This is a genomic window from Kiloniella antarctica, from assembly GCF_042682825.1.
In the GTDB taxonomy this organism is placed as follows: Bacteria; Pseudomonadota; Alphaproteobacteria; order Kiloniellales; family Kiloniellaceae; genus Kiloniella; species Kiloniella antarctica.
Window position 1 is genome coordinate 57,546 of record NZ_JBHUII010000008.1, and the last position, 11,984, is coordinate 69,529.

Sequence of the window (11,984 nt, forward strand, 5' to 3'; positions counted from 1 at the left end):
AGTAAGAAGACGGTAAGTAACACGTATGAGTAAGGCTGAAACACCTCTAGAGCAGTTCAAACGAGCTACTTCTTCAACGGCTCGGGCAATGGCAAAAGACAGCGAGCTAAACGTTGTCTTCTCCGCCAATGGCCGAGGTTTACACGGAGAAGAGCTACGACTGCCCACGCCAGCAAAGGATCTCCCCGCCCAGGATGTTCAACGCATCCGTGGGCAAGCTGATTCTACGGCCTTACGCCTGCGTTATCATGATGCCAAGTCACATCAAAAATTAAAACCGTTAGACATCCAAGCAGCGGCCATTTTTGATTCTGTTGAACAAGCCCGTTGCGAAGCTCTGGGCATGCGCAGAATGGAAGGCGTTGCCCAAAATCTTGAAGCTCTGCACGAGGAAAATCTTTCGCAACTTGGCTACAACAACGCAGTTACGTCAGAAGACATCCCCTTAAGCGAGGCCATGGCTGTTCTTGCAAGAGAAGCCTTGACCGGCCGGGCCGCAGAGAAAACGGCTTCTCAAATTGCACAAATATGGCGTCCAAATCTTAGCTCTGAAATTTTTGATACACTGAATTCTCTCGGTGATCATATTGCCGATCAAACTGAATTTGCGAAAACCTTACAGGATCTTCTTGGTCAACTCGATTTTGAACTTGAAGATAGTGAAGAGGCGGAAACAGAAGAGCAAGACGATCAGGATCAGCAAGACGATAATGCTGATGATCAGGATCAACAGCAAACGTCGGAAAAGTCTGCCCCTATGGAAGCTGAAAGCAGTGACCAAGGAGAAGCAGAAGGTGCTCCCGATGACGGTGGAGACAGTGAAGGTCAACAGATGGAGGGCCAAGGACAGGATTCAGCAGGATCTCCCGACCAATCTCCCGAATTTGATCCAAATCATAATTTCAATGCAATCCACGGCTACAAAACATTTACGAACCACTTCGATGAAACCATAGAAGCCCAAGACCTTTGTGAGGATGAAGAGTTATCACGCCTGCGAGAACTTCTCGATAAACAACTTTCTCACATGCAAGGTGTCATTTCAAAACTTGCCAACCGACTACAGCGCCGCCTGATGGCCCAACAGACCAGAAACTGGGAGTTCAACCTGGAAGAAGGCCTGCTTGATACCGCGCGCCTTACCCGTGTAGTCACCAACCCTCTGCATTCTCTGAGCTTTAAGCAAGAAAGCGATACCGACTTTAAGGACACTGTAGTGTCTTTACTTATTGATAATTCGGGTTCCATGCGCGGTCGCCCTATCACCATTGCCGCTATGAGTGCGGACATCCTTGCAAGAACGTTAGAGCGTTGTGGGGTTAAGGTTGAAATACTTGGCTTTACGACAAAAATGTGGAAAGGCGGCCAATCCCGTGAGAAATGGATCGAACAAAATAAGCCAGCCAATCCTGGTCGCCTGAATGACTTACGCCACATTATCTACAAAAAGGCCGACGCTCCCATGCGTCGGGCCAGAAAAAATCTAGGTTTGATGCTGCGCGAAGGAATCTTGAAAGAAAATATCGACGGAGAAGCCTTGTTATGGGCTCACAATCGCTTGATGGCCAGAACTGAGCACCGCCGGATATTGATGGTGATTTCAGATGGGGCCCCTGTCGATGATTCAACACTATCTGTAAATAGTGGTAGTTATCTAGAAGACCACCTTCGCGACGCAATTGAACACATAGAAAAACGGTCCCCAGTTGAACTACTTGCCATTGGTATTGGTCACGATGTTACCCGCTACTATAAACGCGCGGTCACTATCAGTGATGCCGAACAACTTGGTGGAATTATGATGGAAAAACTCGCAGAGCTTTTTGCTGAAACGCCACGTAAGAAGGATATAATGGGCCGTTAATTACGCGGCTCTATCCTCACACAAATATGTCTCTTCCATGTTGAATTTAGCCTTAAATCCCGGGATCTAAGCTTTTTGCACTTATTTATTGTTGAGAATCGTTCGCATAACTATTGACATTAATCAATTATCAGATTATTCGTTGCGAATGATTTTCAGTATCGGCAAATAATTATGTCCTCCAATATTCATCCTGACTCCACAAGTCAGGACACGCAATCTCAGATTCCACGTATTTCTGCACAAGCCCTTATGCAGAGCGCTCGAGAAATTGTGATTGAATATCAGGGTAATGATTACCGGTTACGCATTACATCAAACGAAAAGCTTATTTTAACAAAGTAAGTCTCCTTCCCTCCCTTTCTTTAGTTGGGGGGCAGGAAGCCAGCCAGCTCGCCACCTTGCCTTAAGGCACTCAGCCAGCCAGCCAGCAATGTTACATCAACATTCACAGGTTCGGTTCAAAGACAAGGTGCATGATCCATGCAATACAGTACATTCAAAAGCTTCCTCGCAACGGGGGTCGCAGCCTTCCTAACCACGACCCCTCTACAGGCGCAAGAAGCCACGCCTCCAGCTAATATTAGTGCGGAAAATACAGATCCCAAGGCGCCTGTCTTTCGCTTCGATACCATTTCAGTCACAGCATCCCATGATGAAAAACTTGCAATTGATGCCCCTGCTTCAATCTCAATCGTAACCGAAGAAGAGATTGAGCGGCGCCAAGCCAAAACCGTACATGATCTCCTCAAGGATCTACCGGGTGTAGAACTAGAAGGCGGCACTCGTAACACAGTTATGACCCCTTCAATTCGGGGTTTGGGCGGTCAGCGTGTTGTCACGCGTATTGATGGCGCACGTCACAATTTTAATGTTGGGCATAAAGGTGGTCTTTTCATTGATCCTGCAATCCTCAAACAAGTTGAAGTTCTCAGGGGTCCCTCTTCTACTATTCATGGAACTGGTGCTCTCGGCGGTGTCGTTGCTTTTGAAACCAAAAGTGCTGATGACTTTCTTCAGGAAGGTGAAAAATACGGCGCTCAAATTTCAACCGGTTTTAGTTCCGTTGATAATGGCGTTCACGGTAACCTGACAGGTTATGCGCGCCCTCTTGAGAACATCGATCTTATGGCCAGCATTACCCGGCGCAAAACTGATGATTATGACGCCGGCGATGGAAAGAAAAGAGCTTATACAGATGACAATCTTGTATCAGGTTTGATCAAAGGCGGTATTGATATCGCTGATTTTCACAGATTGAATTTATCGTATCGCGTTTATAATGACGATCATAATCTTCCTGCCACGCCCGATGGCCTGAGTACGAGTTCTATTGTCGAGCGTGAAAGCAAAGAAAACAGCATCGTTCTCGATTACACATATGAGAACCCAGAAAACACATGGTTTGATTCGTCCATAAAAACCTATTACGACCTCACGGACATAGACGAAGTTAGAATTTCAGATGGGCGTCACGACGAACGCACCCTTGAAACTCTTGGACTTGAAGCATTTAACACTTCTCGTTTTGAGTTTCACGACAATGCTAAATTAGCCTTGACCTTGGGGGGAGAAATTTTCCGGGACACTCAAGAAGGCGAACGCGATGGAGTTACCATTGGTGGTTACCCCGATGCGGAAAGAAACATTTATGGTATTTATATCGACAATACTCTCACCTTATTTAATGACCTCGAGCTTACTGCTGGCCTTCGTTATGATTCATATTCTTTGGAAGCCGATGGACAAAATGATTTAGAGGAAACCTCTACATCGCCACGTTTTGCAGCAAGTTATCGCGTTCTACCATTTTTACAGCCTTATGTTAGCTACGCAGAGGCATTCAGAGCTCCATCTCTATCTGAAAGTTACGCAACAGGCCTTCATTTTCCTGGAGGCGGCCCAATCCCAAACAACTTTTTTATCGCCAATCCAAACCTGAAACCCGAAACAGCTAAAACCTGGGAATTCGGCACCAATTTCAAACACGATGGACTTTTTTCTGAAGATGACGCTCTGCGCGCTAAAGTCTCATACTTCCGCAACAACGTCGACGACTTCATTGGTCTTGATGTTGATGTTAATGCAGGAACAACAACAAGCAGCAATGTCACAAAAGCCCGTATTCAAGGTTTTGAAGCAGAAGTTCACTACGATACCAAGACCATTTTTGGATCTGTAACAGCAGCACGTATCCGCGGGAAAAATACAGATACCAACGAGCCACTTTCCGGCATCGCAGGTGATAAAGCATCGCTTTCTCTTGGTTACCATTTCACTGATATAGGATTGGATGTTGGCGGCAGAAGTATATTTGTTCGCGGTCAGAACCGAGTTCCAGATGGCGAAGATGAAATCGATGGCTATGCGACCTTTGATGTTTTTGGATCATGGGATGCCAATGATTATGTACCAGGTCTCAAACTCAATGCCGGGATCGATAATATATTAGATACCAATTACCGTCGCGGTGCTGCAGTTCTGGATGAACCCGGACGTAACTTCAAAGTTACCGCCAGTTTGAAATTTTAGGGCGAAGACATGCAGGGGACAACAGCGATTAGGTGGTCAAGTAGCTTACTGATAGCAATAACATTGCACACAGTATGCTGGTTTTGGGCTGACCAGATCCTGCCCCCTGTTTTTGCGAACACCCCTTCTCCTCAAAGACTTACTGTTGCCTTAGCTACGAGAATAAAAACTCATCCTGTGTCAGAAGTAAACCGTCCTCAGCCAGTTGCTTCTGCGCCGGAACAGATTGAAACGAAACAACCTACTCCAATTCAAGCTACTATGTCGCCGCAGCCAAGACCTACAAAACCTATCACAGAAAATGTGGTGCAGAGTCCAGTAGAGGCCTTAGTGCCTAAAAAGGAACTCATTAAAGTAAGGCCCAAAAGAAAGCCTCGCGCTTCCGTTTTCAAACAGAACGCAAAAGCTTCCTTGCGGAAAAAAGAGCCGCTGCAGCCAGCAAAGCAAAAAAAAACTGACCCCAAGCATTCATTACCCACCGTCAAAGTCGCAGCCCCTCAGGTAAGAGAGATATCAAACCCTCCTGCTCTAACAAACATGTCCGTTGAAAAATCACTGTCACCCATATCAGACAGTGCAAAATCACAACCGACATCCAGTACCAATAACATCACAAAAACCACCTCTGATCATTCTGCTTTGGAATCGCCAACGTTTAAAGATCTTCCTCTCATCACCGAACCTGCTTTTTCAAAACCACCAGCACCACCGAGATATCCAAAAAGAGCGAAGAATAAACGGCTTCAAGGACAAGTCATTTTAAGAGCACGCGTGGATGAACAAGGCTTGGTTGAGGACATCGTTATCTGGCAATCCTCGGGTCATAAATTACTCGACAAAGCAGCCGAGAAAGCCATGTGGGCGTGGCAATTCACTCCCGCTAAACAAGCCGGAATAAAAACCGCTTCTTGGGTAGAATTTCCAATAAATTTTGCCATCCGTTAGCAGCCATATCATCGACTTTTGTTTCAGGAAACTTCAAATGCAGAATCAACAAAACTCAAATTACAGTAATTTAAAAGATGCCTGGCAGGCCCTGAGTTCCGGGAAAGAACGGCAATACGCTCGTGATTTAGCAATCAACCTTGGAACGAGCGAAGCCGAACTTGTCGGTGCTGGGTGTGGAGAAAATGTGACCCATCTTAAAAACAGTTGGGGGTCCATAATTGCTGAACTGGATCAATTGGGTGAAGTGAAGATCCTCACAAGAAATGATCATGTTGTGCACGAAAAGGTCGGAATATTCGGTAATATCAGCGTAAGAGGCCCCATGGGGCTTGTTCTAAACAGAGATATTGATCTACGCCTGTTTTTAAACAGATGGGTTTATGGCTTCGCTGTGAAAACTGAAACCACAAAGGGTATCCGCCAGAGTCTTCAATTTTTTGACGATGAAGGCACAGCCATCCACAAAATTTTCCTGACTGAAAATTCTGACGCCACCGCCTATGATGAGTTGGTCGCCAAGTACAAATCCGATGACATCACACCAGATATCACTGTTGTCGAAAAACAGGCCCCCATCACGCCAACACCGGACGATGAAATTAATATCGCCTCCCTGCGTGATAACTGGGCAAAGATGAAAGATGTTCATCAGTTTCACGCTCTTTTAAAAAAGCATGACTGTGATCGCCATCAGGCTTTTCGACTTATTGGTCCGGATTACGCTGAGAAGCTGTCGCTGTCGGCTTTACGCGAAGTGCTTGAGCATTCAGCAAGAGAGAAAATCTCCATCATGGTGTTTGTAGGGAACAAGGGCTGTATCCAAATCCATACCGGGGTTATTGAAAGCCTCAAAGACATGGGACCCTGGATTAACATTTTGGACCCTAAGTTTAACCTGCACCTGCGCGAAGATCATATTGCCGAAGCTTGGTTGGTCCGCAAACCAACCAAAGATGGTGTGATCACAACATTGGAGCTCTTCGATAAGGAGAACACCTCTTTTGCTCTGCTTTGTGGCGAGCGCGAGATAAGAAATCCGGAAAACCCCGATTGGGCAAACCTTCTCGAGAACCTAAACCGCCATCAATCCACCTCTGAGGCGGCGGAATGACTTTTCCCGACTTGTTTCATAAGCTTGGGCCAGTGGGCTGGCCCTTGCTTATCTTCTCCTTTATCGCCGTTATTCTCTTGATCGAGAGAACATTGTTCTTTGCCCGTATCCGCACCGGAACAACAGAAGAATTTCATAGTGTCGATAAAGGATATCTGGAGAAGATCGCAAAGAGAAAAGGTAATCTCAGCCGTCCAGTCACACTGGCACTGGACACCTATGAAGCGCCTGCAGCCCAACGTGATGAAACTTTAAAAATCTGGCTTCGTACCTACGCCACTAAACTCAAGTACGGCTTACGTTTTATGATGTTGATTGCCGTGATTAGCCCTCTTCTTGGGCTTTTGGGCACCGTCCTTGGTATGATCAATGCCTTTCAGGTAATTGCAGTCCAAGACGGTCCCATCCACCCCGCCATGCTGGCTGAAGGTATTTCCCAGGCGATGCTCACCACTGCTGTTGGCCTTTCAATTGCCCTGCCAACCTTATTGGGTGCACATGGCTTTCGAATTTTAGCAGATCGGCACATTGAGAGCCTAAGCGTAGCTCTGAGCCGTTTATCCCTGGCCATATCCAACACAAAAACTCCAAAAGCGTAATCACAAGCATGATAGAGCTATCAACAGACCAAACCTCTGAGGGCGACAGCATTATGCCAGACCTAACGCCAATGCTGGATGTGCTTTTTATCTTGTTGGTGTTTTTAATCCTCACAGCCAACAGTGCAAACTTCTCCATCGAAGTCGACCTGCCCCAACCGCAGGAAACGGTTTTGGAGCAAGCCTCCAGCGATGCAATCACCATCACACTCCGAGATCCAGAATACGATGGCGCGTCCGTTTGGGAGTTGGATGGCCGTGCTTTCTTAAAGTGGCAAGACATGCGCCCGGCTTTACAATCAACTCTTCAGCAAGCCCCAGATCAATCTGTCGTTATTGCTGGTGATAAATCCGCCTCTATTGAAAACTTGGTTCAAGTCCTGTCTTTCCTCGAGACCCAAGGACGTACAGCCGCAGAAATACTCCTGGAACCCTGAGATGCTAAATCTATTTTACAAAATCATTGTGCGGTTCTTTGCCTGCACTCTCCTCTTCTCAATAAGTTCTCCATCCTTTGGCGACGATATTTCTCCCAAAAAAATCATCACCATCGGCGGCCCCGTGACCGAAATTGTCTTTGCTTTGGGTGAAGGCGCTAAAGTCATAGCGACGGATACAACCAGTAAATTTCCGCAACAAACCTTTACCCTCCCCAAGGTTGGGTACATGCGTCAGCTCTCTGTCGAAGGCTTGCTCAGCCTTGGACCTGATCATATTATCGCCCTAGAAGGATCTGGACCGACACATGTTTTAGAAGCCATCAAAAATACTGGCGTACAGGTGACACTCATTCCTGAGCTCGTAAACCCAGAGCGAATTGAACAAGGCATCAACCTTATTTCGATCCTCTTTAATCCTTCAAGCTCCAACTCCAAACTCGGTACTGAAGTTAAAGAACAATTGGAAGAACAACTCAAATCGGCAGAAACGAGAACCGTGCGTCCCTCGGTACTCTTTTTGTTAAACACCGGACATGGTAACTTGATGACAGCGGGCAAAGACACCGCAATAGACACCATCATCCGTTACACCGGTGCAATAAATTCCGCAGCAGATTTAAAGGGCTTCAAACCCCTTTCAACCGAGTACATGATTTCTCACTCTCCCGATTACGTCTTACTTTCTCAACGAACATTGGATCAGGCGGGGGGTATATCCCAGCTACAATCCGATCCTGTTCTTGGACAGCTCAATGCCGTGAAGGAGAGCCGAATTTTGACTATTGACGGTACACTTCTCCTCGGACTTGGTCCTCGAACCCCAAAAGCAATACAAGAACTAACCGCAGAGCTTCTCAAGCCAGCGCTTTAACCTATATTCCTCCTCAAGAGAAATCACCCCCCATGTCATACTCTATTTCAATACCCCGATTATTTCGGAAAAAGCGCGAGGGTCGTGCTGCGATATGGATATTACCGCTCTTAGCCGTCGCGCTCTTGGGGGCCGTTTTTCTTTCCCTTGGGGTGGGGGGTGTCTCAATTTCGATCGCCTCAAGTATCGAGCACTTTTTTTCTTATCTTGGCCTTAATCAATCGACCTTAGAGCCACAAGAGATCCTCATCCTTGAAGCGGTAAGGCTGCCGCGCACCGCTCTTGGTCTTGTCATTGGTATGTCACTGGCTCTTTCAGGTGGTGTGCTCCAAAGCCTGTTCAGAAACCCCTTGGCTGATCCGGGACTTATTGGCGTGTCTTCCGGTGCAGCGCTCGCCGTCGTCAGTATTATTGTACTCGGAGATACTTTTTTTGCACCTTTCCTTGATCTTACAAAAAACTTTGCCCTACCAATTGCCGCTTTCATCGGCAGCCTTTCGATCACAATTTTGATCTACCAACTGGCGAGCAGAAGGGGATCAACCGATGTGTCAATGATGCTACTCATGGGCATTGCCGTAACTGCAATTGTAGGATCAATTATTGGTCTGCTGACCTATCTTGCCGACGACACAGAACTAAGATCTTTGACATTCTGGAGCATGGGAAGCCTATCCGGGGCCGGAAAGGCAGCCTGGCCTTCAATCGCGATCATGATATTCTCAGTCATATTTTTACTACGCCTTGCTAGCCCTTTGAATCTTTTTCTTCTAGGAGAAACCGAAGCCAAGCATCTCGGCATTCGTACAGAAAGCATAAAACGACAAGCCGCCTTGGCCGCAGCCTGTGCCACTGGCGCCGCCGTTGCAGCTGCAGGGATGATCGGCTTTATTGGACTGATCGCGCCACATCTGGCCCGCTTAATCGGAGGAGCCGACAACCGTTTTGTTCTTCCCGCCTCCGCCTTAATTGGGGCCTTACTCATCCTGATCGCCGACACCATCGCACGCATTATAGTTTTGCCTGCAGAGCTGCCCATTGGCCTGGTTACCAGCTTTATCGGCGGACCCTTTTTCTTTGTCCTTCTTTTTCGTGAATTCAAAAGGCGACACCTGTGACCCTAAAAGCCAATTCTATAAGCGTTCGTATCGGGCAAAGCCTCTTACTCCAAGATATAAATTTGGAACTTAAACCCGGTAGGTTTCTAGGTATTCTGGGACCAAATGGTGCCGGAAAATCAACCCTTCTAAAGATCCTGTCTGGAGAAATGTCTCCAACCCATGGATCAGTGGAACTTGATCAAATTCCACTCAAAAGATTCAAAGAAGATGCTTTAGCAAAACGCCGTGCCGTCATGCCTCAAGCTTCGCAATTGGCATTTCCATTCTCAGCAAGAGCCGTAGTGGCAATGGGACGGTGGCCATACGAAAGCCTATGTACCCCTTTTGCAAACCAAAAGGCCATAGAGAAAGCAATGGCACTTTCCGATGTTCGACATTTGGCAGAAAGATCCTACTCCGTTCTTTCTGGTGGAGAAAAACAACGGGTTCAATTAGCCCGTGCTCTGGCTCAAACAATGGGGCGGGCTGAGGACCAAGAAGCCAAGTACCTCTTATTAGACGAACCAACCGCAGGGCTGGATATCGCGCATCAGCACGCCGTATTAAAAGCCGCACGGCAACAGTGTAACAAACACAACACTGCAACACTGGCAATTCTTCACGACCTCAATCAAGCTGCACTCTATTGTGATGATATCGCCATTATTTCAAATGGTTCCCTCGTCAACGTTGGACCAACAAAAGTAGTTATGGATACCGAGATTCTTTCCAAGACTTTTAACTGCAAAGTTACTAAAATTCACGAACCACACAGCACCTTGGCTATTTTCACAACATCGTTATAGACAATTTTAAAAAATATTATACGAGAGCACTGTTGAACTGAAACAATTCCCCAACACATCGACTGCCTTATAATAGTCACAGGTAATTCATCTGAAGATCATAAAGAATGCTTAACGTTTGAGTGTAAGACTTAAAGCACGTTAACAGGGATAAATATGATTTTTAGAGCCCTCTACATAACAGCATTCATAGCTGGCTTGATCACAATTTTTATCGCCTATCAAGATCGTAATTTTTCCGTACTACAGACGGTCCAAATTCCTTTAACTATCGAAGCGGTTTCGTTTTCAAAAACTAATGAGTCAAAAACGAAACATGGAAACCTTATCTGGCGCGGCGGCTTAAAAATTTCCTCCCCCCATCAACGGTTCGGCGGTTTATCTGGATTGGAAATATCTCCGGATGGAAAAGATGTTTTAGCCATAACGGATAAAGGGCTCTGGTTCAAAGGACGCCTTGGTTATGATCAAGACGGAGATCTGCTTTCTCTATCTCATGGACAACTATCCTCCCTGAAAGGTACAGGCGGAACAGCACTTACCCGTAAGAAAGATAGAGACAGCGAATCAATTGCCATCGCCGATGATGGTGCCATTTATGTCAGCTTTGAACGTCGCCACAGGATTTTAAAATACGCGAACTCCTTATCTTCAGATGCTGAACCCATCCCCTTTCCTGATGCCTTCCTAAATACATCTAAAAACAAAGGTATCGAAGCCTTAACATGGCTCCCCGGAGGATGTTTGCTCGCGATCCCCGAACACGTTACCTCCCTTCAAGATCAATCCAAAAATCCACGTCCTGAAGCACAGGATAAATTGATACAAGCTTTCATCTGGGATCAATTTAGCTGGAGTTCGATATATCTAAAGTCAAACGGCGACTTTCTCCCGACAGGATTAAGCGTAACCCCCAAAGGCGATATTCTTTTACTTGAGAGAAGTTTTTCATTACTGGAAGGGTTTAAAGCAAGTCTAAGATTTTTTCCAGCAGAACAAATCCAACCAGACAAAACCATGGAGGGATACGTCTTAGCAACTTTTGAAGATCAATACGCCGTAGATAACATGGAGGGCATCAGCAGTCGCTTAGGACCGAATGGAGAGACATTTATTTACCTCTTATCTGATGACAATTTGAGCTTTACGCAGGATACTCTATTACTGATGTTCGAGATCGATAAAGAGTTTTCAGTTACTTATCTAAAACAAAGAAAGCCCGTCGGCTTACGCACAACGGGCTGTTCTAAGAATAGATCGGCTTATTCAGCTGCTTTAGCAACCAAAGCATTTTGAACGCGCTTTTTCATTTCACGAGCTTTTTTGCCCAATGAAGTTGCTGGAGTTGACATCAAGAATGCGTCAAGACCACCACGCTTTTCAATGGTGCGAATGGCTGCCGTAGTCAGTCGAAACTGAACAACTTGACCAAGAACATCGCTCAACATTGAAGCCTTTTGAAGATTTGGCAGGAACCGACGCCGAGTTCTATTCTTGGCGTGGCTCACATTGTTGCCAGTCTGTACTTCTTTACCAGTAAAGTCACAACGGCGTGCCATGGTTCTAATCCTGTAATCTCAATGAATAATAAAAATCTTATGCCAGTATTCCGGCTCGGCGCGAGTTTTAGGGCACAGGGGCCTAGTGGTCAAGGCAAAAGGACGATTCTCAGAAAGATTCATCAAGATTCGCATAAATTCAAATAAATTCAGG

Annotated in this window: 12 protein-coding genes; 11 read left to right on the forward strand and 1 reads right to left on the reverse strand. The window is 46.2% G+C overall.

What is annotated here, in order from left to right; all coding sequences use genetic code 11:
* Window positions 1-25 precede the first annotated feature (25 nt).
* The 11 genes from cobT (at window position 26) to ACFSKO_RS14975 (ending at window position 11,567) form a co-directional block, all read left to right on the forward strand.
* On the forward strand, window positions 26-1,864 hold the full coding sequence (cobT, locus tag ACFSKO_RS14925) for a cobaltochelatase subunit CobT (protein ID WP_380253032.1): 1,839 nt from the start codon (window positions 26-28) through the stop codon (window positions 1,862-1,864).
* 174 nt (window positions 1,865-2,038) lie between these two features.
* On the forward strand, window positions 2,039-2,209 hold the full coding sequence (gene hemP, locus ACFSKO_RS14930; RefSeq protein WP_380253034.1) for a hemin uptake protein HemP: 171 nt from the start codon (window positions 2,039-2,041) through the stop codon (window positions 2,207-2,209).
* Between the two features lie 138 nt (window positions 2,210-2,347).
* The gene (locus ACFSKO_RS14935; protein WP_380253036.1) at window positions 2,348-4,396 is read left to right on the forward strand and encodes a TonB-dependent hemoglobin/transferrin/lactoferrin family receptor; all 2,049 of its coding nucleotides are present in this window, start codon (window positions 2,348-2,350) and stop codon (window positions 4,394-4,396) included.
* A 9-nt stretch (window positions 4,397-4,405) separates the two neighbouring features.
* Complete coding sequence (locus ACFSKO_RS14940; protein ID WP_380253038.1) at window positions 4,406-5,341, forward strand: energy transducer TonB; 936 nt, start codon at window positions 4,406-4,408, stop codon at window positions 5,339-5,341.
* Window positions 5,342-5,378: 37 nt separating this feature from the next.
* Window positions 5,379-6,455: a hemin-degrading factor gene (locus tag ACFSKO_RS14945; protein ID WP_380253040.1), complete on the forward strand. Its 1,077-nt coding sequence runs from the start codon at window positions 5,379-5,381 to the stop codon at window positions 6,453-6,455.
* Window positions 6,452-7,054 (forward strand): MotA/TolQ/ExbB proton channel family protein, encoded by a 603-nt coding sequence (locus ACFSKO_RS14950; protein ID WP_380253042.1) that lies wholly within the window; start codon window positions 6,452-6,454, stop codon window positions 7,052-7,054. Before ACFSKO_RS14945 ends, ACFSKO_RS14950 begins: the two co-directional genes overlap by 4 nt.
* An 8-nt stretch (window positions 7,055-7,062) precedes the next feature.
* Complete coding sequence (locus ACFSKO_RS14955; protein WP_380253044.1) at window positions 7,063-7,491, forward strand: biopolymer transporter ExbD; 429 nt, start codon at window positions 7,063-7,065, stop codon at window positions 7,489-7,491.
* A gap of 1 nt (window position 7,492) precedes the next feature.
* Window positions 7,493-8,365, forward strand: a complete 873-nt coding sequence (locus ACFSKO_RS14960) for a heme/hemin ABC transporter substrate-binding protein (RefSeq protein WP_380253046.1) — start codon at window positions 7,493-7,495, stop codon at window positions 8,363-8,365.
* Window positions 8,366-8,397: 32 nt separating this feature from the next.
* Window positions 8,398-9,483: a FecCD family ABC transporter permease gene (locus ACFSKO_RS14965; protein WP_380253048.1), complete on the forward strand. Its 1,086-nt coding sequence runs from the start codon at window positions 8,398-8,400 to the stop codon at window positions 9,481-9,483.
* Window positions 9,480-10,271 (forward strand): heme ABC transporter ATP-binding protein, encoded by a 792-nt coding sequence (locus tag ACFSKO_RS14970; RefSeq protein WP_380253050.1) that lies wholly within the window; start codon window positions 9,480-9,482, stop codon window positions 10,269-10,271. The genes ACFSKO_RS14965 and ACFSKO_RS14970 overlap by 4 nt, the downstream gene beginning before the upstream one ends.
* A 156-nt stretch (window positions 10,272-10,427) precedes the next feature.
* Entirely contained in the window at window positions 10,428-11,567 is a 1,140-nt protein-coding gene (locus ACFSKO_RS14975; RefSeq protein ID WP_380253052.1) for an esterase-like activity of phytase family protein, read from the forward strand.
* Here the strand turns inward: ACFSKO_RS14975 and rpmB are convergent.
* Window positions 11,534-11,830 (reverse strand): 50S ribosomal protein L28, encoded by a 297-nt coding sequence (rpmB, locus tag ACFSKO_RS14980; RefSeq protein WP_380253055.1) that lies wholly within the window; start codon window positions 11,828-11,830, stop codon window positions 11,534-11,536. The two genes, ACFSKO_RS14975 and rpmB, sit on opposite strands and share 34 nt — an antisense overlap.
* Window positions 11,831-11,984: the final 154 nt, after the last annotated feature.